This window comes from Streptomyces sp. NPDC079141, assembly GCF_040686775.1.
Classification (GTDB): Bacteria; Actinomycetota; Actinomycetes; order Streptomycetales; family Streptomycetaceae; genus Streptomyces.
Window position 1 is genome coordinate 220840 of record NZ_JBFBLP010000001.1, and the last position, 21670, is coordinate 242509.

Sequence of the window (21670 nt, forward strand, 5' to 3'; positions counted from 1 at the left end):
CGCGCGGCACCACCACAGTTGGCGAGCGTGTCGGGGCAATCCCAACGAGCCTCGTATCGCCGCAGCCGCCGCCTACCAGAGCGGCCGCACGGTTGATCCAATTCCCCTGTCGGGGCCCTTCGTGGTGCTCTCTCTTGGCCGTGCTGGTCATCGTCCTCGGCTGTTCGAGGGATATGCGGGCCCTCTCGGGCACGTGCCCGCCCCCACTGGGGCATCCCTTGACGCATTGGAAGGGAGACATGATGCCGCTCTATCTATCGAGGTTCAGCTACACGCCAGAGACCTGGGCGAGGCTGATCGGCCACCCCGAAGACCGTGCAAAGGCCGCTCAGTCGTACATCGAGTCCGTCGGCGGGAAGCTCCATGGCTTCTGGTATGCCTTCGGCACGCACGACGGCTACAACCTGTGGGAAGCCCCGGACAACGTGTCCATGGCTTCAGTCGCCCTGGCAATCAGTGGAGGCGGCGCACTCAGCTCCTTTGAGACGACTGTTCTCCTGACCGTCGATGAAACGATCGCTGCCCTACGTCAAGCCGAACGAGTCCAGTACCGGGCTCCTGGCGCGTAGCCGTCCAGAACGCGTGCAGCAACCGGGGTCAGCGGGTGCTCATGCGCAGCGCGGCACGCAGTGCGCTTGCCTCCCGGCCTTTCCCGTGCTGCACGCTGACCGCAGATGACCTCCCTCCGTCACGTACGGAAGACGAACCCATCACCCAACCCCGCTCGGTCGCGGGCCCACACGTTTTCGGCTACCGGCGGCACGGCCCAGCACACGGCGCTCACCGACTGCCTCACCGAGTACTGCCGCCGCCACGAACTGACCCTGTGCGGCGTCTGCACCGACCCCGAACCGGCCATCGCGCTCCACTCTCCCGCCTTCGTCGGCCTCCCCGACACCTACGGCGCCGTTATCCCGGCACTCGGTCACCTCGGCCCCAGGCCCGTCGCCGCCGAGCGCAAGCGTCGGATAAGGGCAATGGGCACCCGCCTGATCGCAGTCCGTTCCACAAGGCCGGCTACAGGAGCCGAGCCCTCCTTCCGCCTCCAGCAACAGGGAGGCACATGATGTCCCTACAAGAGGCGCTGCGCCGCGCCCCCGTGATCGGCGACATCCCCGGACTGCGCCTGCTGCGAGTCGGCGACGAGTGGGATCTCGTACGAGCACGCGCGGACATCGGATTCCTGGCCTTCGCCCACCTCCGCACCCTCGGCCACGGCCCCGCGCCGCCGGGGCGGTAGACATCCGCGCGCGGCACCGTGCGCTCACGCATCCGTGCGGGAACGCTCGACCTCGATCTGGATCTCTGCCATGCACTGCTCCTCAGGTCAGTGGTCGCAGGCGTCAGGCCACCGCGTTCAGCAGGTCGGCCAGCACGTCGGGGCGCTCAAGGGCGATGAAGTGGCCCGCCTTGGGGACCTGTGTGAAGTCGGCGGTCGGAAGCAGTTGCTTGTTGGCTTCCCGGTCCGAGGGGCGGGACCAGTCCTTTTCCCCGTAGACGAGGTGGATGGGCGCCTTGATCTCGGGGTAGCGCGAGCGGGCCGCGATGAGGCTGGGCAGGGCCTGGTACACGCCTCGCGCGACGGTCGGGTAGCCGGGGCGCCCGCCCACCTGGAGGAGCTCGTCCACGTAGTCCTCCCGCAGCGCACTCTTGTCGCCGAGGCCGCCCTGCAGGATCTTGCTGAGAGCGGGCTTGGGCTCCACCCCGGCGATCACCGGGCCCACCACCGGGGCGAGCACACCGCTGACCACCACACGGGCGAGGAGGCTGGACCGGGCGATGCCGCCGCGGAAGTCGTAGGTGTTGACCGCGACGACGCGTCGTACCCGCTCCGGGAGATCGGCCGCGGCGGTCAGGGCGAGCACCGCACCCATGGACTCCCCGACCAACGTCACGTCATTCAGGTCGAGTTCGGTCAGCAGCCGCTCGACGCCCGCACGCATCGCGGGCTCGTCGTACGACGCCCCGGGAACGATCTCGGAGTAGCCCATCCCCGGCAGGTCGAGGGCGTACACGGTGTACCGGTCCGCGACCAGCGGGATGAGGTGGCGGAAGTGCTCGGCCTGGGTGCGCACGGTGTGCAGCAGAACCAGGGGGGCACCGGTCCCCGCCTTGAGGTAGCGCAGCGTTCCCTCGCGGCCGTCAGATCCCGCGCGCGGGGCGAGGGTATGGCTGGTGGTCCCCGGAATGTGAATCGTGGGACGTGACTCTTGGCTGGGCATCTCGCCGACTCCTTGTGTGTGAGGGGTTACCAAAACGGTCATGACTCTCTCCGGAGAATGTGAAACCGATCGGTTTCCATCAAGGTAAACCGATCGGTTTCAAGGCGCAAGCCCGGCAGGCCCCGGGCTTCACCGGGGCGTTCCGCACCCGTGGACACCTGGGGCGACGAGCTCCCCACCCACCTGCCCCGGCCTGGTCGGTGTCGGCGCCGCCCAAGCCCAGCTGGAGCTCGAAGTCGAGTTTCCCGACCGTGTCGTAGAGCCACCCCGGGACGGTGTCAGGCGCGAGGTGGAGGCGGAGGACTGGAGACAGGGGACGCCTTCGACGTCGGAGAGGGTGCCCGTCAGGCTCGGCACCCCGCTCGCAGGGCTCAGCCCGCGGCGACGGGAACCGGCTTGCCGGCGGGGCCGTCGGCCGGCACGTCGGATTCCTTGATGCCGAGCCAGCCGTAGCAGCGGACGTGCGGGCCCGGAGCCCGCCTCTCCCGGCAATCTCATGATGGCCGCTCCCGGCAGGATGCGCACCAACAGCACGTCCACCAGGACCGCGAACGCCGCGCCGACACCGAAGACCCTCATGGTCAGCACATCGACCATCCCGACCACAGCCAGTGGCACGCACAGCAGCACCGAACCGAGCGCGTTCAGGGCGTCGCCATAGATCGCCGACCTACTGGCCAAGCACGCCCGGGCCCCCTGCGGTGTTGGCAGTACGGCACAAGCCGTCGGCGCCGACAGGGACGCTCCGCCGAGCGGACAGCCGCGCCGCGACGCCGAGCGACAAGTCGCCCGCAAAGGCGGAGCCGTCGACCTGCGCGGACTTCGACCCGGTCGGGGCAGTCCCGGGCCAGAAGCGACCCGTTCACTTGCACCTAGGAAACCGATCTGTTTACCTAAGTGGAAACAGATCGGTTTCCGACCGGTGGTCGGCCCATGACCAGCAACTAAGGGGAAAAGTGAGTACCACCTTCGACCGCGGAGCGCCCGCCTCCGGGAAAACAGACTCGGGCCGCCGTGGCTCACATGCCGTGCGCTGGTGGGTGCTCGTCGTGCTGGGCGTGGCACAGCTCATGGTCACGCTCGACGCGACCGTCGTGAACATCGCTCTGCCCGAGGCGCAACATGACCTCGGTTTCAGTGACGGCAGCCGACAGTGGGTCATCACTGGGTACGCCCTGGCGTTCGGCAGCCTGCTGCTGCTCGGGGGCCGCCTCGGTGACCTGTTCGGCCGACGTACGACCTTCGTGGCCGGCCTGATCGGTTTCGCGGCCGCATCCGTCGTCGGTGGCGCGGCCACCAGCTTCGAAATACTAGTCGCGGCACGCGTGGCCCAGGGCCTCTTCGCCGCGCTGCTCGCGCCTGCGGCGCTCTCACTGCTCAGCGTCACCTTCACCGACCCGGCCGAGAGGCCGAAGGCGTTCGGCATCTTCAGTGCGTTGTCCGGTGCGGGCGCCGCGGTCGGACTCCTGCTCGGCGGCATGCTCACCGAATGGGCGTCGTGGCGCTGGGTGATGTACGTGAACGTCGTTTTCGCGGGCGTCGCGTTGGCCGGTGCGCTGCTGTTGCTGGCCAAGCCGGCGGTCACCGAGCGACCCAAGATCGACATTCCTGGCACCGTTGTGGTGAGCGCCGCGTTGTTCGGCATCGTCTACGGCTTCGCCCACGTGGAATCCACCAGCTGGACCGACCCGGTCGCCCTCGGCTCCATGATCAGCGGTGTGGTGCTGCTCGCGGTGTTCGTCTGGCTGGAGCTCAGGGTCGCGCATCCGCTGCTGCCACTGCGAGTCGTGCTGGACCGGACCCGAGGTGGTTCGTTCCTGGCCGTGTTCGTCCTCGGCATGGGGATGTTCTCGATCTTCCTGTTCCTGACCTACTACCTGGAGGCCAGCATCGGCTACTCGCCGATCGAGGCCGGTCTGTCCTTCCTGCCGATGGTCGCGGGCATCGTCGCCTCGTCGACCACGGTGCCCTCACTACTGCTGCCCAAGGTCGGCCCGAAGGTCGTGGTCAGCGTCAGCTTCCTGGTCTCCGCATCCGGTATGGCCCTGCTGACACAGCTCACGCTGAACAGCGCCTACGTCGCCGACATCATGCCGGGCATGATCCTGTTGGGTCTCGGTATCGGTGGCGTGATGACCACCGCGTTCCAGGGTGCGACCGCAGGCTTGCACCACGAGGACGCGGGCGTCGCCTCGGCGCTGATCAACACCAGCCAGCAGGTGGGCGGCTCGATCAGCACGGCACTGCTGACCACCGTCGCCTCATCTGCCGCGACCGACTACCTGTCCTCGCACAAGCCCAGCGCTTTGACGATGGCCCAGGCCGGGGTCGAGGGCTACACGGCCACCCTGGCGTGGGGCGCCGGAATCTTCGTGGTCGGCGCGGCGCTCACGGCGTTCCTGATGCCGAATTCAGCTCTGGCGCCGTCAGAGGGCGAACCTGTGATCGCCCACTGAGCCTGAATCCACCGCGGCGAGAAATGGCCCTGCGCTCCGATCATCGCCGGTAGAGGGCACGCACGATGCGGGCTAAATCTCCGAGGCCGGTGGACACGCCGGCCTCGGAGGTACTTCCAGGCGCCACCCCCAGCAAGGCGCCGCCAGGCTTCTACCGATTCATAGCAGCTCCCACCCGTAAACCGACCGGTTTCCCACGAGCCGGAAGCGAGTTAACCTCGGAATATGACCACCGAAGCAATGCCAAGCTCCCGAGAGCGACTGCTGGAGGCAGCAGCCACACTCACCTACCGAGACGGCGTCCACATCGGCGTCGACGCACTGTGCAAGGCGGCAGGGGTGTCCAAGCGCTCCATGTACAAGCTGTTCGAGAGCAAAGGCGACCTGCTGGCGGCAAGCCTGGAGGAACGCGCCTCCGCCTACGTGACGGCACTCCTTCCCGCAGCGGACGACAACCGTCCAGCCCGCGAGCGGATCCTGCACGTCTTCGAACAGGCGGAGGCACAGGCGGGTACACCCGACTTCCAGGGCTGCCGGTACCTCGTCGTGCAGATCGAGCTCAAGGACCCGGACCACCCCGCGAGCCGGGTGGCCCATCGGGTCAAGGAGAACCTGAAGGCCTTCTTCCGCGCCGAGGCCGAACAGGGTGGGGCGAGCGACCCGGACCTGCTGGCCCGTCAGCTGATCCTGGTCTTCGACGGCGCCAGCGCCCGTGCGGGAATCAAGGCCGACACGCAGGCCGGGCTCACCACACCCACCGTGACCGCCCTGCTCGATGCGGCGGACATGCGCTGACACATCGCGCGACGAGCAGCCGCGGCAAGCGATGCGCTCGACAAGTCGCAGCCACCCCGCCACCGAGCAACTTCCGTGGGCCCCCACGCCCGTTGCCAGCCGAGGGCCGGCACCTCGGCCTGACTCGCATGCTGAGCCCTAATCGCCTGACGATCGATCGCCGACGCCCGCGAGGAACCTGATCGACAGCCCGAAGGAGAGGCTCGCCGCTTGGGCTTGCGCGCGAAAACCGATCGGTTTACGGTGGTGAAACTGATCGGTTTCTCGCCTGTCGTGGCGAGTCTCGTACCCGCATCCCTAGGAGCTCGGATGACTGCCGCGCGCGACGCCGAGGGACAACCGGCGAGTCCCCGGCTTCCGGCGAAGCTGGCCGCCCACCCGTCTGTACAGGCCGTACTCGCCCGGCGCAGGACCGGAGCCTCGGGTCGCCCGCCCGCGGTGATCGACGCGACCTGGCTGCGGGAGCTGTGCCTGGCGGCCGGGGCGGACGACGTGGCCGCGGTGAGCCTGGACCACCCCGACCTGGCCGGCGAGCGCGAGTACGCGCAGTCCGCGCTGCCCGGCACCCGCAGCCTGATCGCGATGGCGGTCCGGATGAACCGCGACAACTGCCGCTCCCCCGCCCGCAGTGTGGCCAACCAGGAGTTCCACCAGACCGACGAACAGGCCAACCACGCCGCCCGCAGCGTCACCCAGGCGCTCCAGGACGCCGGCCACCGCGCCCTCAATCCCTCCGTCGGCTTCCCCCAGGAGATGGACCGCTTCCCCCGCGAGCGGATCTGGGTGGTGGCACACAAGACGGTCGCGGTGGCCGCCGGACTCGGTGTGATGGGCCTGCATCGCAACGTCATCCACCCGAAGTTCGGCAGCTTCGTCCTGCTGGTCACCGTCCTGGTGGACGCCGAGGTGAGCGAGTACGGGCAGGCACTGGACTACAACCCGTGCATCGACTGCAAGTTGTGCGTCGCCGCCTGCCCGGTCGGCGCCATCTCCAAGGACGGCGCCTTCGACGCACTGGCCTGCACCACGCACAACTACCGCGAGTTCATGAGCGGGTTCACCGACTGGGCACAGACTGTGGCCGACAGCGAGGACGCCGCCGACTACCGCTCCCGGGTCAGCGATTCCGAGAGCGCCTCCATGTGGCAGAGCCTGAGCTCTCCGCCCGGCTACAAGTCCGGCTACTGCCTCGCTGTCTGCCCCGCCGGCGAGGACGTTCTGGGCCCGTACCTGGACGACCGCAAGACGTTCATGGACACCGTGTTGCGGCCGCTTCAGGACAAGAAGGAAACCCTGTACGTCCTGCCGGGCTCCCACGCGCAGGAGTACGCCCGGCGCCGCTTCCCCCACAAGCCCGCCAAGGAAGTCACCGGCGGCTGGCAGCCTCCCGCGAGGCGTTCCGCGTCCACCGACCGAGAGACACGTACGCCATGAGCGGCAGTCACCCCTCCCACGACCGCAAGGGACTGCACCGCATCCCGGCGAAGACGAAGCCGGAGAAGACCGCCGCACGGGCATGACGGCAGGTCACTCAAGACGGGCCATTACTCGGAGTGGCCCCGGTGTGCGTCGCCCTGACGGGGACGGCAGGCGCGCACACCATCATGGCTCGGCGACGGCCCTTCCCCCCAGGCCGTCGCCGAGCCTCCGCCGGAAACCCCCGGAAACCGATCGGTTTTCATTTCGTCCGCTCCGGGTTAACCTCACAGCATGAGCACCGAAGTGAAACTGAGCCCCAGGGAGCGTCTGCTGGAGGCCGCGGCCACGCTCACCTACCGAGACGGCGTCAGCATCGGCGTCGAGGCACTGTGCAAGGCGGCGGGGGTGTCGAAGCGCTCCATGTATCAGCTGTTCGAGAGCAAGGACGAGCTCCTGGCAGCGAGCCTGAAGGAGCGCGCCTCCGCCTACGTGGCAACTCTCCTGCCCGTGGCGGACGACGGCCGGTCGCCCCGCGAGCGGATCCTGCACGTTTTCGAGCAGGTGGAATCGCAGGCAGGGGCGCCCGAGTTCCGGGGCTGTCGGTATCTGGCGGTGCAGGTCGAGCTCAAGGACCAGAGTCACCCGGCGAGCCGCGTGGCTCACCAAGTCAAGGCGAACCTCACGGCCTTCTTCCGCGCCGAGGCCGAGCAGGGCGGGGCGAGCGATCCCGATCTGCTGGCCCGGCAGCTCAGCCTGGTCTTCGACGGCGCGAGCGCCCGCGCGGGAATTCAGGCCGACAACCTGACCGGGCTCGTCGCACCCACCGTGACCACCCTGCTCGACGCGGCAGGCATGCACTGACACACCCCGGTTCGGAACGCCCCCTGACCTCCCGGCGTTCACGGGAAGCCCGACGGCAGTGAGCGTGTTGCCGAGCATGCCGCAGGCGAAGAAGCTTGCGGCCTCCTCGGCAACGCCTTCGGCGTCATGCGCATGGCGAACGAGGTCCTGCCGCACATGCGCGCTCCGCGAAGCGGGCGCATCATCAACATCTCGTCCGTGCTCTGGTTGCGCAGACAGGCGACGACAAGGGGGCGCAGCATCGCGGGTATCGCGGAGACGTCCGCCTCCTCATGGACCGCCACGTACAGCATTCCGTAGGGCGGGCCCTCCCCGAACGAAAAAGAGCCGAGCTCAGCAGGATCGCGGACCGAAGGCTCCCACAAGTCGGCACAAGGAAGCCAAGAAGAAGAAGCGCAAGATACGGAAGAAGCGGTAGCTCCCGCTGACCTCCACAAATGACGCTGCCAGGGGCGGTCCCTCCGAGGGCCGATCGGCTCGTGTGGTGGAATCTGCACGGGCGCAGCGCGACAGGGACGGTACGGGGAGGACGTCATGACGAGTGGGTACGACACTCACTTGGCAGGCTCCAGCGCCCATCCCCTGATGACCCGCGCCCTGGCCCGGGAAGCCGAGCGGGCCCGGCAGCTCCTGAACGCCGGGCAGTGGCGGCCCGCCGCCGTGGACGCCGAGGCGGCGGCAGCCGTCCTGGCCCGCCTCACCGCGCCGCTCCCGACCCGGCGGCCCGCGACGGCACGGACGTCAGCGGCCACGGACCGGGACCGGCGGCTCCAACGCATCCTGCGTACCACCCTGCACCACCTCGACGCGGGCGCCGTCAGTCCACCTGCCACTGCCCTCCTCGCCGCCGTCGCTCGCGCGCTTCTGCCCTGGCACTCCCATCCGAACCCACCGGCCGCGGCGGCAGCCCCGAGATACGGGGCCGCGGCGAAGCCGTCGGACAGCGTGCCGGTGGCGCCGACCGAAGCGGGCGAGGCCCTGCTCCCCGGTCTGACCGCATTGTTCGCCACCCTGGCCACGCCCTGCCCACCCGACATCGGTCCGCTCACTCCCGGGGTCGAACCCTGGCAGGTCCGGTACGCAGGCCGGTTCCGCCGGCACGGCAGGCCCGGCCCCGGCGTGTGGACGGCCGAAACCGTCGCCTGCCCGGGATGCGGGGGTACGGACGGACCCTGGACGGTGACGTGCGACTGGCGTCTGATGACGCTGGGCTGCGCGTGCGGGGTGGCGAACCGCGAGCACGGCCTCGCCTTCTCCGAGGTGTGGCTCTTGCTGCCGGACGGACGCGATCCCGGCTTCCCAAGCTGAAGTGATCGGTGACGGCTGGGCAGTCATGCTCCGCCACGCGGTAACCTGCCGCAGCCGACGTTCAGTTGGCCGAGTCGGAGGAGGCTTCCGTGTGGGACGAGCTCGTTGCGCGGTATGCATGGGCCGACACGGACGAGTGCGACTCCTACACTGCCTCCGTAGTCACCGGCAAGACCGAAGATGACGTGATCAGAGCCTTCGGCGGTGATCCGCTGAGGTCCAGGCTCATGACGTTCGATGAGGTCACCGCCGAGCAGGCCGAGCATCTCTACAAGGACCACAACCTCCTTCAGACCGTCGAGGTCGGGCAGCACGTCGTCACCGTCGAATGCAGCTATTACGGAAGCATCCCGGAGATTGCCCGACGCGCCTCGGTCGGCGGCGAGTTCTTCAGCGTGTACAGCAGCATCAACGGCCACTACCAGGTGATGCACGCAGTGGACGGACACGTCGATGGTGCCTTCGACCCGTTCGAGATGGAGGACGCGGAGTGGATGGATCCGCAACCTCAGCTACCCGGTTGGGCCCAAGGGGCGACCTTTCACCTCGGGTCTATCGAGGCCGAGTCCTTCGCGCTGATGGACCGCACGATGGGTGTCACATTCGAGCGCGCGTGGTTTGAGATCCCGCTCCGTACCGTCCTGCTGCCGGCACCCTCGGCGCTCTTCGGCGACTCCGAGGCCGCCTGGCAGACTCGGTCCCCGGCCTGAGGTCCCCGGCCTGAGGACTTGGATGTCAGAGCCAGGTGCTAGCTTCCGCCGTCCAAGGGCAAGAGGGAGGGTTGAGGTCGGTGGGGGCTTCAGATTGGGACTACTACGTGCCGTACCAGGAGGACCTGGACGCCGCGCTTCAGCAGCTGCGGCGCGAAGTGTTCGCAGCCGGGGACTACTACTGGGTCAATGGCGGCGACTGGCGTCCGGAGGAGGAACGGCAACCCCGGCCGCAGTCATTGGAGGAGCTGTGGGCGGACGAGACGGTCTGGGAGTCCGGCACCCACTCGATCCTGGACATCTTCCACGTCGTGGGACCTGACGACACTCCGGACTACAACACCGTGGAACCCGTAACGGCAGAGGAAGCGCGCGAGTTGCTCGGCACCGACAAACTGACCCGTGCGCACGTCAAGGACTTCGGCGTCTTCCCTCGATCACGATGGATCGGCCGATGCGCGGTCCTGCACGACGATGAGGGCCATCCCCAGGAGATCCACTTCTGGGGCCACTCGGGCGACTGAGACGCGAGCCGGGCCTGCGGAAGCACGCCGTGCCGTGTCCCCGACTGGCAGACTCAGCCCATGATCCCCTCAACACCCGCCCACCGCATACCTGTTGTGGGCGCCGGGCTTGTGCTGGCTGCCGCCATGGCCCTCACTGCCTGCGGTCAGGCACGCGCTCCGGACTCGGCAGCCGGAGTCACGTCGCCGAGTGCTGTGGGAGCCTCCCCATTCGTGGAACCGGGGGCCGGGGACGGCGCTCCGCACTACAACGAGAACAACGCGTACCGGCAGTCCGGCGAGATGTCTCCCGCCCATGCGAAGGACGCCGAGCGGGAGGCCGAGCGCATCGAGCCGGTGCTCAAACGGCTGTGGAGGCAGGGAAGTTGGGACCCCTCGGCAGTGCGCGCCGCTCTGCTCCGGCTCGGCTACGAAGAGGAACGCGTCACGAAGGACGGCAAGCGGCTGGGCGGGTCGCTCACCGTCCGGGGGATGTTCCCGCGCTATGAGGGCGGTGGGTACATGACCCACGAGGGCGCGCTGGTCGCCCTGCGCGTCCATGCCGACGCCTGCGTCACGGCGTTCGTACAGAAGTCCAACTACGGCGTGCAGGCCAACGGCCCTTACCCGGAGACGGGCTGCTTCGAGCCCCCCTACGGTCACTGATCTGCGCAGACGGCATGATGAGGGAATGGAGATCATGAAGTCTCTCGCCGCGGCGGGCCTGCGAATCGTGGAGGGGTGGACCGAGCCCGAAGGGCTCATTCCGCCCATCGTGACCGGCCAGGCGCCGAGCTGCCCGCCCGAGGAAGGGCGCGTCGAGGCCATGCTCGACGTCGTCGAGCCGCAGCTGCTGGAGAAGGCCAACGCCGACTGGTACCGGCTGTCGGTCGAGGGCGGGCTCTTCTCCGAGCCCGACCGCAGGTTCCTGCTGGCGCTCCAGCCCGAGGAAAACCGCGCCTCCCGGTGGTTCTGCGTCGAACTGCTGAACGACTGGGACATCATGGGCAAGGGTGCGGCCGGCCTGCTCGGCAGCGCATCCTGCCGCCCCGAGTTCCGCATGCTCTCACTCGACGGGAACGTCCTGTGCTTCGCGACGACGTGGGAGCACGACATCAGCACCTCCGTCCTGACAGCGCCACATCGTTCGCAGGTCCTGCGGCGATGGGCCGAGGCGGTGGCGGAGGGAACGATGGACGAGCCGGACGAGCCACCGGTGAGCCTGGCGGCACGCCGCTGGCTCGACAGCCACTGAGTAGCCGCCGGTGCCGCGGCCGTACCGCTCACCGATCCTCACCGAGGAGAAGGACCCGTGAGAGCGTTGCCCGCCGTCACCCGCCATGACCAGTTCGACGCGCTGGCCGTCAGGACCGACTACGACGACGACCGGGCGTGGCGGGATGTGATGGCGGCGCTCGCCGCCGCCGAGCATGTCCAGTTCGTGAACGACCCGGTCTGGGCCGGGGCGACCGTCGACGAGACGCTGGATGCCGTCCGCTCCGACGAGGACCTGGCCGTTGTCTTCCTCGCCGACCGGACCACCATGCGGGCCGAAAGCCACGCCCTCCTGGCGGTCACCACGCTGACGCGGGAGGAGTGCGTGGACGAAGAGGACTACGCGCAACTGACCGAGTTCGGCCGCGAGTTCCGCACCGTCCCCGCAGGCGTTCACGACGTCCACGCCAACCTGAGCATCGGCAACCTGGGCTTCGAGGAGTACGCGGCCTGGGCTCACGACGATCCCGAGGGGATCTACCGGCCCTTCTGAACGGGGCTCACGGTGAGGAGCCCCGCGGTCAGCACCACTGCTTTGCCGAGGGCTCCCTCGACACCACTACGGGAGCCGTCAGCAGCACCCTCCCCCGCCCTCGCCGCTCGTCTCAAGGCGGCAGAAGCACGACGCCTCCACCGGCACGTCCGCCAGCGCCACCGCCAGCTTCAGCTGCTGCGCCACGATCTGCGCCTCCCCCGTCCTGCCCAGCCGTACCAGGCACTCGTGCAGGCCGTGCAGGGACCACACATTGCCGGGGTGCTGCAACGCCCGCGGGAGGGTGTCGTCAAGTCCGAGGTCCGCGCGGTAGACCGCTTCCGCCTCTGTCACACGGCCCTGTTCCAGAAGGAGCGCTCCGTAGGCGTGGCGCGTGGGCTGCATCCAGCCCCAGGGCTCGTCGTAGGGGAGGTTGTCGTCGAGGTCGATCGACCGTTCCAGGGCGGTGAAGGCGGCGTCGTGGTTGCCTTTGCGGTAGTCGAGTTCGCCGTCGAGCATGGCCGAGGCGATGGTGAGGATGTCGGCGCAGGTGTTGTTGAACAGCATGCGGGTGTCGGGGACTTGGGAGCATGCCGTACGGAAGAGCCGTCGTTCCTCCTCCGCTTGCGGGATGTGGCCGGTCGCGGCGTAGGCGACGCCGCGGGCGTAGTGCAGCATCGCCGTCGTCACGCAGTACAGCTGGGGGTCCGGGGGCATCGGCAGGTCCAGGATGTCCGTCCAGCGGCCGAAGCGGATGAGGACGTGCACCCGCATGGCGAGGAAGCCCTCCAGCCAGTCGGCCATGGGCGGGCTCGGCACCCGCAGCAGTTCCTCGGGTACGGCGGCTTCGAGTTGGGCGGCGGTTTCCAGGGCGGTGCGGTACTGGCCGAGGAACATCGCGCCGTAGATCTTGAAGTGGTGGTTGTGGGCCCGGTAGAGGGTGTAGAAGTTCAACGGCCCCTTGCGCGCGCGGAACTTCTCGTCCGCGGTGATCGCGGCGGTGTTGTCCGACACCACCCGCCGGTAGTCCCCGCAGAGGACCTCCAGGTGTGACGGCATGTGCTGGAGGTGACCGGCGTCGGGCACCAGTCCGCGCAGCCGGTCCCCGACGGGCAGGGCGGCCTCGGGGGTCGGGGACATCTCCATCAGGTGGATGTAGAAGTGCAGGACGCCGGGGTGCCGGGTGCCCGCGTCGGTGGCGAGCGCGGCGTCCAGGACGGTCTTGGCCTCCGTCGTGCGGGCGCCTTCGGCCGGCTGCCCGGTGCGCAGGTCCCACAGCTGCCAGGGGGTGAGGTTCATCAGGGCGTCGGCGTACAGGGCGGCGATGTCCGGGTCGTGGGGGGCCAGTTCGTGGACGGCGCGCATGGCCTCGGCGTACGGCTCGTTCCATACGGAGCAGTCCTCGACCGCCTCGGCCTGCGGGTAGCGGTCGCGCAGTGCCGAGATGAGCGCCTGCTCCACCGGGGTGGCCCCGGCCTTCGCCTTCTCGTGGGCGAGTTCCACGGCGGCGTGGGTGCGCTGCACGGTGCGGGCCAGGTCCTCGTCGTCGAAGAACTCCCACGGCTTGTTGTAGTTGGGGCCGAGGGCGTAGGCGATGCCCCAGTGGGCCATGGCGCAGTCGGGGTCCGCGGCGGCCGCGGCCTCGAAGCAGGCGACGGCCTCCTCGTGGTGGAAGGCGTACGTCCACACCAGGCCGCGGTCGAACCACCGTTGCGCCTCGGGGGATCCGGTCGTCACCGGGCGGCTGTGGGAGCCGAGGTCGTAGTCGTAGTCGTCCACGTGTCCGTCCGTCCTTCGTCCTTTGCCGGCCACCTTCGGGGCATCGCCGGACGTACCGGCTCAATCCCCGTCCGACGTCCCATCATGGCGGGCCCGGGGCGCGGCCGGGGAGCCGGAAGCGGGCCCGCCACCCGGATTGAGGAACCGCACGGAGGCACCGCATGGCGGAATACGATGCGAATCCGTCGCAGGTGTGAGGGGAACCGACTTGACGAAGCAGAGCCAACAGCCGCCCGCCGCCGTCCTGTTCGACGCGCTGGGTGCCGACTACGAGAAGGCGTTCGCCCACGCCCCCGCGCATCTGTCGGCGCTGCGGTGGCTGCTCGACCGGCTGCCGCCGGCCGCCCGGGTGCTGGACGTGGGCAGTGGTACCGGTCGGCCCACCGCGGCCACGCTCGCCGCGGCGGGACACACGGTGCTGGGCGTCGACGTCTCCCCCGTCATGGTCGAACTCGCCGCCCGGCAGGTGCCCGAGGCCTCCTTCCGCCTCGCCGACATCCGTGAACTCCCGCTGGAGGCGGCCTCGTTCGACGGGGTCTGTGTGTTCTTCTCGCTGCTGCAGATGTCGCGTGAGGAGCAGTCGGCGCTGATGGGACGGCTGGCCGGGGCGCTGAAGCCCGGCGGGCACCTGGTGCTTGCCACGGTGCCCGCGGATGTGGAGGACGTCGAGGTCGTCTTCATGGGGCGGCCGGTCCGTGCGACCAGTTTCTCCGAGGCGGACTTGGTCGGCCTGGTCGAGGCGGCGGGGCTGGCCGTGGAGGAGCGGCACAGCATCCTGTTCACGCCCGACCATCCCGGCGCCGGGCCCGAACCTCAACTCTTCCTGCACTGTCGGCGGGTGTGACAGGCTGCGGGACATGATCGTCAGAATGAGTGAGGCGCGGGTACTGCCCGATCGCTTCGAAGCGTTCCACGACATGATCGTCGAAGCCGTGCGCACGTTCCCGGACCGCTACCCGGGGCTGCTGGACCACGAGGTGCTGGTCGCGCCGCCCAACTCCCTGATCTACGTCAGCCGTTGGCGCAGCGAGGAGGATCTCGTCCATTACGCCGGTGAGAACTGGCGTGACCAGCCCGTGGTCCTGCCGGGTGAGGACGACTACCTGCTCGCGCCCCTTCAGGTACGGCACTTCACCACCGCGTCACTGGCCTGAGCCGACCGGGCCCCGGCCGCACACCACGTGCGGCCGGGGCCCGCTGTCGTTCAGCCGAGTTCCACCAGCAGGTCGCCGCCCTCCACCTGCTGCACGCGGTTGATGGCGAGCCGGGCGACCGTGCCGTCCTTGGCGGCCGTGATCGCGGCCTCCATCTTCATCGCTTCGATGGTCGCCACCGTCGCCCCGGCGGACACCTGGTCGCCCTCGGCGACCGCGAGGGTCACCACGCCCGCGAACGGCGCGGCGACATGGCCGGGGTTGGTGCGGTCCGCCTTTTCGGTCACCGGGACGTCCGAGGCCGCCGCCCGGTCGCGGACCTGGATCGGCCGCAACTGGCCGTTGAGGGAGGACATCACCGTACGCATGCCGCGCTCGTCGGCCTCACCGACGGCCTGGAGCTCGATCAGCAGCCGCACGCCGGGTTCGAGGTCGATGGCGTACTCCTTGCCCGGACGCAGCCCGTAGAAGAAGTCCTTGCTGTCCAGGACGCTGGTGTCGCCGAACGACTGCCGGTGCGCCTCGAACTCGCGTGTGGGGGCGGGGAACAGCAGCCGGTTGAGCGTCCCCCGGCGCTCCTTCACCAGTCCCGCGCGATCGTCGGCGGTCAGCTCCGCCATGGGCTTGGCCTCGGCGCGGCCGCGCAGGGCCTTGCTGCGGAACGGTTCGGGCCAGCCGCCGGGCGGGGTGCCCAGTTCGCCGCGCAGGAAGCCGACGACGGAGTCGGGGATGTCGAACCGGTCGGGGGTCTCCTCGAAGTCCTGGGGCTCAACTCCCGCTCCCACCAGGTGCAGTGCCAGGTCGCCGACCACCTTCGACGACGGCGTGACCTTCACCAGGCGGCCGAGCATCCGGTCGGCGGCGGCGTACATGGCCTCGATCTCCTCGAAGCGGTCGCCGAGGCCGAGGGCGATGGCCTGGGTGCGCAGGTTGGACAGCTGTCCGCCGGGGATCTCGTGGTGGTAGACGCGTCCGGTCGGCGCGGGCAGGCCCGCCTCGAAGGGGGCGTAGACCTTGCGGACGCTCTCCCAGTACGGCTCCAGGTCGCCGACGGCCTGGATGTCGAGGCCGGTGGGCCGCGCGGAGTGGTCGGTCGCGGCGACGATCGCCGATAGCGACGGCTGCGAGGTGGTGCCCGCCAGGGAGGACACCGCCCCGTCGACGGCGTCGGCGCCGGCCTGGATCGCCGCCAGGTAGGTGGCGAGCTGGCCGCCGGCCGTGTCGTGGGTGTGCAGGTGCACCGGCAGGTCGAACTCCCGCCGCAGAGCGGATACGAGGGTCGCCGCGGCCGGCGCCCGCAGCAGTCCCGCCATGTCCTTGACAGCCAGGACGTGGGCGCCCGCGGCCACGATCTTCTCGGCCAGGCGCAGGTAGTAGTCGAGGGTGTAGAGCCGCTCGTTGGGGTCGGACAGGTCGGAGGTGTAGCACAGGGCCACTTCCGCGATGGCCGTTCCGGTCTGGCGTACGGCGTCGATGGCGGGGCGCATCTGGTCGACGTCGTTGAGGGCGTCGAAGATGCGGAAGATGTCGATGCCGGTGGCCGCGGCCTCCTGCACGAACGCGTCGGTGACCTCGGTGGGGTACGGGGTGTAGCCGACGGTGTTGCGCCCGCGCAGCAGCATCTGGAGGCAGATGTTGGGCACCGCTTCGCGCAGGGCGGCCAGGCGTTCCCAGGGGTCCTCGGCGAGGAAGCGCAGGGCGACGTCGTAGGTGGCGCCGCCCCAGCACTCCAGCGACAGCAGCTGGGGCAGGGTGCGGGCGACCACGGGGGCCACGGCGAGCATGTCCTTGGTGCGGACGCGGGTGGCGAGCAGCGACTGGTGGGCGTCGCGGAAGGTGGTGTCGGTGACGCCGATGGTCGGGGCCTCGCGCAGCGCGCGGGCGAATCCCTCCGGGCCGAGTTCGACGAGCCGCTGCCGGGAGCCGGCCGGCGGCTGTCGCTCCGGCAGCGCGGGCAGCTTGGCCAACGGGTCGGCCAGCTCGGGCCGTTCGCCGTGCGGCCGGTTCACGGTGACGTCGGCGAGGTAGGTCAGCAGCTTCGTGCCGCGGTCGGCCGACTGGCGTGAGGTGAGCAGCCGCGGGCGCTGCTCGATGAACGATGTGGTGACGTTGCCGGACTGGAAGTCGGGGTCGTCCAGGACCGCTTGCAGGAACGGGATGTTGGTGGCCACGCCGCGGATGCGGAACTCGGCCACGGCACGCCGGGCACGGTGGACGGCGGTGGTGAAGTCCCGGCCCCGGCAGGTCAGTTTGACCAGCATCGAGTCGAAGTGCGCGCTGATCTCCGTACCGGCGTGGGTGGTGCCGCCGTCCAGGCGGATGCCGGAGCCGCCCGGCGAGCGGTAGGCGCTGATGCGGCCGGTGTCGGGACGGAAGCCGTTGGCGGGGTCCTCGGTGGTGATACGGCACTGGAGTGCGGCCCCGCGCAGGGTCACCGTCTCCTGGGCGAGCCCGAGGTCGGTGAGGGTGGCGCCGGAGGCGATGCGCAGTTGCGCCTGCACGAGGTCGACGTCGGTGACCTCCTCGGTGACCGTGTGCTCGACCTGGATGCGCGGGTTCATCTCGATGAAGACGTGGTTGCCGTCGGGGTCGAGGAGGAACTCGACGGTGCCCGCGTTGCGGTAGCCGATCTGGCGGGCGAAGCGGACGGCGTCGGCGCAGATCCGTTCGCGCAGGGCGGGGTCGAGGTTGGGGGCGGGCGCGAGCTCGATCACCTTCTGGTGGCGGCGCTGCACCGAGCAGTCCCGCTCGAACAGGTGGATGACGTTGCCTTGGCCGTCGGCGAGGATCTGCACCTCGATGTGGCGGGGTTCGACGACGGCCTTCTCCAGGAAGACCGTGGGGTCGCCGAACGCGGAGGCCGCCTCGCGGGAGGCCGCCTCGATGGACTCCCGGAGCTGGGCGCGGTCCTCGACGCGGCGCATACCGCGGCCGCCGCCGCCCGCGACCGCCTTGACGAAGACCGGGAAGCCGATCTCCTCGGCGGCGCTGACGAGTTCGTCGACGTCGGTGGAGGGCGCCGAGGAGCCCAGCACCGGTACGCCGGCCTCGCGCGCGGCGGCGACCGCGCGGGCCTTGTTCCCGGTCAGCTCCAGGATGTCCGCGCTCGGTCCGACGAAGGTGATGCCGGCCGCCTCGCAGGCCCGGGCCAGCTCGGGGTTCTCGGAGAGGAAGCCGTAGCCGGGGTAGACGGCGTCCGCTCCCGCGCGGCGCGCCGCGCCGACGACCTCGTCGACGGAGAGGTAGGCCCGCACCGGGTGTCCGGGAGTGCCGATCTCGTAGGCCTCGTCGGCCTTCAGCCGGTGCAGGGAGTTGCGGTCCTCGTGCGGGAAGACGGCGACGGTTCGCGCGCCCAGCTCGTAGCTCGCGCGGAACGCCCGAATCGCGATCTCGCCGCGGTTGGCGACCAGCACCTTGCGGAACATCCTTGATCCCTTCGCCTGCCGGTGAGGCCACCATGGTGTCGGGGGTACCCGGGCGGCGCCATGTGAACCTGGCCACTGACAGGGTGAAGCCGGCTACGCGTCGACGGACGTCTTCCCCGCGCGAGCCGGGCCGCGGGCGGATGCGGTGCGCAGCCGTCGGCCGCGGCGGGTCAGGCCCCAGGGCTTGAGGAGCGAGACGGCCGTCATGAAGACGTAGGCGGTCAGGGACACGATCGGCCCGAACAGCACCTCTCCGGCGTCGGGCAGTGGCCCGCCCGCGGCGGTCGCGGCGACCGCGTCGTTCACGCCGGGGCGCAGGGCGAAGGCGGTGGCGGCGGTCGTGGCCAGGGTCAGCCAGAACTTCGTGTACACCCACCGGTGCCGGGCCAGCCCCCATGCCGTGCCCAGGGCCAGCAGCAGTCCGCTGAGCAGTGTCAGCAGCGCGATCGGGAGCAGCAGCCAGTCGGCGAACAGTTTCATGGCCCGGACGGAGGCCTCGGTGACCGCGTGGGACGCGGTGGTGGCCGCGGTGGTCCCCAGCGCGAGCAGCCCGAGGCTGAGCCCGAGCCAGCTCGCGGCGGCGACGACATGGACAACGACGAGAACCCGGCGCGCGGGTCGGCTGAGATTCACCCGACCCACGCTCCAGGACGGCGCCTTCTACGGCGTCTGACGGCGGGAGTAACCGCGTGTACGCGACAGGGCGTACGGCGCGCTATCCGGCGTGCTTCCTGACGCGGCGCAGCAGCACGACGCCGCAGAGGAGGAGGACGGCTCCGGCCGCGGCCGGCCACAGGGTGGCGCCGGTGTCGGCGAGGCCGCCGCCGACGGTCTGGGGTTCGGTGCCGTCGGCGGGAGCGGCGCTGGTGCCCGCGTCGGAGGGCGTCGCGGTGGCGGCTGCCTCCTCGGCGTCCTCGGCGGGGGCTGTTTCGGGTGTGTCGGTGCGGGTCGGGGTGGGTGTGGCGTAGATCTTGGGCTGGTCGGCGGCGGCCTCGGACTCGGTGGGCTGTGCGGCGTAGTCGTCTGTCGGCGCCGGGTCCTCGGGCTGCTCGGTCTGCTGACCGTCGTCCGTCGGCGCCGGGTCCTGGGGCTCCTCGGTCTGCTGGCCGTCGTCCGTGGGCGCGGGGTCCTCGGGCTCGTCGGTCTGCTGGCCGTCGTCGGTGGGTGTCGGGTCCTGGGGCTCCTCGCCGGAGCCGTCGCCGGTGTCACCGCCGTCGTCCCCGCCGTTGTCCCCTCCCGAGCCGTCGCCCGGCGCCGCTCCCGCACCGCACTGCAGACCGTCGTTGATGCAGTCGACCATCTCCTGCATCAGGTCCTCGTCGAAGACGTTGATGAAGTCACCGTGGTCCGTGACCGGCTTGTGCAGCTGCTCGGGGAAGGAGTCGACGGCGAAGAGCGGGGTCGTTCGGCCACCGTCGGCCACGCTCGGCGTGTCGACGTCGTAGACGATCCGCTGCACCAGCTGCGGGATGGCCTGGAAGCCGGCCGGGCAGGAGCCGTCGGCGGCGGCGAACGCCACGTGGGTGCGGTGGTTGGCGCTGTCGATGTTCCGGCCGTCCCAGCAGCTCTGGAACCGGAACGTGCGCACCACGTCGCTGCCGTCGGGGCACAGCGGGTACTTGTCCTTCAGCTGCCGGTCCTCGAAGCCGGTGCAGCTCCACGAGGCGTTGGCGTTGGCCGTGCCGTTGACGAACGCCTTGGCGTCACCGGTGATGATGCGCAGCAGCCGGGGCATGGCCGTGACCTCGCCCTGCGGGCTGCCCTCGAAGGTCAGCGTGACCTGCGCGGGCGTGACGATCTCGCCGGCGTTGCCCTCGATCCCGCCGCCGGGGGCGTTGGCGTCCTGCTCCTGGGTGCCGTTCTGCAGCCGCAGCACGGGCCAGTAGTACGAGGACTTGTCGCCCTCGTTCTCGCAACTGGTGCCGGCCGCGGCCAGGTCCTCGTCGCTGGCGAAGGCGTCGTTGGCCTGGTTGCCGATGTAGTCGTGGAAGTGGTGGGCGCCGTTGCTGACACCCGGGGCGACGATGACGTTGTCGGAGTTGAACAGGCCTCCTTCGTTCACGCCGCAGCTGGTGGCGAAGGTGCCGCGGGAGGCGTCGTCCTGGAGGGGCGGGCGCTGGGCGTTGGGCTGGACGGCGGTGATGTCGGCGAAGTCCTCGGCGACGGGGCCGTTGCCCTGCTGCTGACCGCCACCGTCCTGCCCGTCCTGCCCGTCCTGCTCGTTCTCCCCCTCGGGAACGGCCAGTTCGCAGCCGGCGAGGGCTTCGAGTCCCTCGGGACGCTCGCCCGCGCGCCCGATGGCGACGGCTATTCGCTCGATGGTCGCGGCCCGCTTCTCCTCCAGCGGCTGCATCACGGCGCCGTCGGCGAAGCCCTCGTCCTGCTGCTCCTCCGGCGTCGCCGCCCGCAGCCGCTGGTAGGCCTCCGCGATCTGCTGGTCGAGCAGCGCGAGTTCCGAGTCGACCTCGGCCTTCGCCGCGTCGGGCACCTCGGTCAGCTCGGTACCGACATCGGGGCAGTCGATCGTCGTGCCGTCACTCAGCGGCGTCTGCTGGACCGGCTCCGCGTCGCCCTCGGTCGCCGAGGCGTACACGTTCGCGGCCACCAGGCCTCCGCCGCCCAGAATCAGGGCGACCGCTGCGAAGGTCGCGCGTCGTGGCCCGGTGGGGCGCCTGCGCGTGTTGCGTCTCAAGGCAGTACTCCTACGGTCTGGGCGGGCATGGAAATCCCTCGCCCCCATACGGACCGCGGGCGTGCCGTGTTCAACCGCCCCAGGAATTCATACGAATCTCTCAGCGAACACCCCGTCACCGGGGCGCGCACCCGTTTGCGCGTCCGATCCATGGCTGACGGTCACGAATTGGCACAACCGGCCCCTCGGCGCTGCCCGGTTCCAGCATGATGACGGGCGACATCCCACCCAAGTCGACCGCTTGTCCAGGGAGTTGAGAAGCTGTGGCCAATCCGCCCGAGAACGACACCGAGAAGCTGCCGGTCGATCTGGTCAGCGCCGTCCGCGCCCTGCGCGCCCAGATCACGGAGGCGGCCGCGACGGATCCCGCGTCCGACATCCGCTTCCAGGTCGGCCCCATCCAGCTGGAGTTCACCGTGGCGCTGACCCGCGACCGCAAGGTCCAGGGCGGGGTGAAGGCGTGGGTCGTCACGGCCGGCGCCGAGGCGGCGTGGTCGAACGCCGAGACGCACAAGGTGACCCTCAATCTCACCCCGGTCTCGGCCACCACCGGGCAGAGCCCCGAGATCAGCAACACCGATCCCGCTCACCGTCTGTAG

21 protein-coding genes and 1 pseudogene are annotated in these 21670 nt (G+C 69.8%); 17 read left to right on the forward strand and 5 right to left on the reverse strand.

Annotated elements, in window-relative coordinates; all coding sequences use genetic code 11:
* The first annotated feature begins 242 nt into the window (after positions 1-242).
* From AB0Q90_RS01125 to AB0Q90_RS01135, 3 genes are all read left to right on the forward strand, one after another.
* The gene (locus tag AB0Q90_RS01125; RefSeq protein ID WP_363163041.1) at positions 243-569 is read left to right on the forward strand and encodes a GYD domain-containing protein; all 327 of its coding nucleotides are present in this window, start codon (positions 243-245) and stop codon (positions 567-569) included.
* A 105-nt stretch (positions 570-674) separates the two neighbouring features.
* Complete coding sequence (locus tag AB0Q90_RS01130; RefSeq protein ID WP_363162936.1) at positions 675-1067, forward strand: hypothetical protein; 393 nt, start codon at positions 675-677, stop codon at positions 1065-1067.
* Complete coding sequence (locus AB0Q90_RS01135) at positions 1064-1240, forward strand: hypothetical protein (protein WP_363162937.1); 177 nt, start codon at positions 1064-1066, stop codon at positions 1238-1240. The genes AB0Q90_RS01130 and AB0Q90_RS01135 overlap by 4 nt, the downstream gene beginning before the upstream one ends.
* A gap of 103 nt (positions 1241-1343) precedes the next feature.
* On the opposite strand, the gene AB0Q90_RS01140 is transcribed toward AB0Q90_RS01135, so the two are convergent.
* A complete protein-coding gene (locus tag AB0Q90_RS01140; RefSeq protein ID WP_363162938.1) occupies positions 1344-2222 on the reverse strand; it encodes an alpha/beta hydrolase in 879 nt (292 codons plus the stop codon).
* Between the two features lie 956 nt (positions 2223-3178).
* On the opposite strand from AB0Q90_RS01140, the gene AB0Q90_RS01145 reads away from it, so the two are divergent.
* The 11 genes and pseudogenes from AB0Q90_RS01145 (at position 3179) to AB0Q90_RS01195 (ending at position 12042) form a co-directional block, all read left to right on the forward strand.
* Positions 3179-4678, forward strand: coding sequence for an MFS transporter (locus AB0Q90_RS01145; RefSeq protein ID WP_363162939.1), 1500 nt, complete (start codon positions 3179-3181; stop codon positions 4676-4678).
* A 225-nt stretch (positions 4679-4903) separates the two neighbouring features.
* Positions 4904-5473 (forward strand): TetR/AcrR family transcriptional regulator, encoded by a 570-nt coding sequence (locus AB0Q90_RS01150; RefSeq protein ID WP_363162940.1) that lies wholly within the window; start codon positions 4904-4906, stop codon positions 5471-5473.
* 309 nt (positions 5474-5782) lie between these two features.
* Positions 5783-6907 carry a 4Fe-4S binding protein gene (locus tag AB0Q90_RS01155; RefSeq protein WP_363162941.1) on the forward strand — a complete coding sequence of 375 codons (1125 nt, stop codon included), beginning with the start codon at positions 5783-5785 and terminating at the stop codon, positions 6905-6907.
* 276 nt (positions 6908-7183) lie between these two features.
* Positions 7184-7753 carry a TetR/AcrR family transcriptional regulator gene (locus AB0Q90_RS01160; RefSeq protein ID WP_363162942.1) on the forward strand — a complete coding sequence of 190 codons (570 nt, stop codon included), beginning with the start codon at positions 7184-7186 and terminating at the stop codon, positions 7751-7753.
* Positions 7754-7864: 111 nt separating this feature from the next.
* A pseudogene (locus AB0Q90_RS01165) lies at positions 7865-7957 on the forward strand (SDR family NAD(P)-dependent oxidoreductase); the annotation flags it as partial.
* Between the two features lie 330 nt (positions 7958-8287).
* Positions 8288-9061 carry a hypothetical protein gene (locus AB0Q90_RS01170; RefSeq protein ID WP_363162943.1) on the forward strand — a complete coding sequence of 258 codons (774 nt, stop codon included), beginning with the start codon at positions 8288-8290 and terminating at the stop codon, positions 9059-9061.
* Between the two features lie 89 nt (positions 9062-9150).
* Positions 9151-9771: a DUF6461 domain-containing protein gene (locus AB0Q90_RS01175; RefSeq protein WP_363162944.1), complete on the forward strand. Its 621-nt coding sequence runs from the start codon at positions 9151-9153 to the stop codon at positions 9769-9771.
* A gap of 80 nt (positions 9772-9851) precedes the next feature.
* Positions 9852-10295: a hypothetical protein gene (locus AB0Q90_RS01180; protein WP_363162945.1), complete on the forward strand. Its 444-nt coding sequence runs from the start codon at positions 9852-9854 to the stop codon at positions 10293-10295.
* 213 nt (positions 10296-10508) lie between these two features.
* Positions 10509-10940, forward strand: a complete 432-nt coding sequence (locus AB0Q90_RS01185) for a hypothetical protein (protein WP_363162946.1) — start codon at positions 10509-10511, stop codon at positions 10938-10940.
* Between the two features lie 34 nt (positions 10941-10974).
* On the forward strand, positions 10975-11529 hold the full coding sequence (locus AB0Q90_RS01190) for a hypothetical protein (RefSeq protein WP_363162947.1): 555 nt from the start codon (positions 10975-10977) through the stop codon (positions 11527-11529).
* Positions 11530-11586: 57 nt separating this feature from the next.
* Positions 11587-12042 (forward strand): hypothetical protein, encoded by a 456-nt coding sequence (locus tag AB0Q90_RS01195; protein ID WP_363162948.1) that lies wholly within the window; start codon positions 11587-11589, stop codon positions 12040-12042.
* A 78-nt stretch (positions 12043-12120) separates the two neighbouring features.
* Here AB0Q90_RS01195 and AB0Q90_RS01200 read toward each other — a convergent pair whose 3' ends face one another.
* On the reverse strand, positions 12121-13800 hold the full coding sequence (locus AB0Q90_RS01200) for a hypothetical protein (RefSeq protein ID WP_363162949.1): 1680 nt from the start codon (positions 13798-13800) through the stop codon (positions 12121-12123).
* Positions 13801-14008: 208 nt separating this feature from the next.
* On the opposite strand from AB0Q90_RS01200, the gene AB0Q90_RS01205 reads away from it, so the two are divergent.
* Together AB0Q90_RS01205 and AB0Q90_RS01210 are read left to right on the forward strand one after the other, a co-directional pair.
* Positions 14009-14644: a class I SAM-dependent methyltransferase gene (locus tag AB0Q90_RS01205; protein ID WP_363162950.1), complete on the forward strand. Its 636-nt coding sequence runs from the start codon at positions 14009-14011 to the stop codon at positions 14642-14644.
* Positions 14645-14657: 13 nt separating this feature from the next.
* Positions 14658-14954 carry an antibiotic biosynthesis monooxygenase gene (locus AB0Q90_RS01210; RefSeq protein ID WP_365732562.1) on the forward strand — a complete coding sequence of 99 codons (297 nt, stop codon included), beginning with the start codon at positions 14658-14660 and terminating at the stop codon, positions 14952-14954.
* Positions 14955-15004: 50 nt separating this feature from the next.
* Here AB0Q90_RS01210 and AB0Q90_RS01215 read toward each other — a convergent pair whose 3' ends face one another.
* The 3 genes from AB0Q90_RS01215 to AB0Q90_RS01225 all read right to left on the reverse strand — a co-directional run bounded on the left by AB0Q90_RS01215 (position 15005) and on the right by AB0Q90_RS01225 (position 21071).
* Positions 15005-18379, reverse strand: a complete 3375-nt coding sequence (locus tag AB0Q90_RS01215; RefSeq protein ID WP_363162952.1) for a pyruvate carboxylase — start codon at positions 18377-18379, stop codon at positions 15005-15007.
* Between the two features lie 93 nt (positions 18380-18472).
* A complete protein-coding gene (locus AB0Q90_RS01220) occupies positions 18473-19012 on the reverse strand; it encodes a DUF2269 domain-containing protein (protein WP_363162953.1) in 540 nt (179 codons plus the stop codon).
* Positions 19013-19094: 82 nt separating this feature from the next.
* Positions 19095-21071 carry a DUF1996 domain-containing protein gene (locus AB0Q90_RS01225; RefSeq protein ID WP_363162954.1) on the reverse strand — a complete coding sequence of 659 codons (1977 nt, stop codon included), beginning with the start codon at positions 21069-21071 and terminating at the stop codon, positions 19095-19097.
* Between the two features lie 263 nt (positions 21072-21334).
* Between AB0Q90_RS01225 and AB0Q90_RS01230 the strand changes: the two genes are divergently transcribed.
* The gene (locus AB0Q90_RS01230) at positions 21335-21670 is read left to right on the forward strand and encodes a trypco2 family protein (RefSeq protein ID WP_363162955.1); all 336 of its coding nucleotides are present in this window, start codon (positions 21335-21337) and stop codon (positions 21668-21670) included.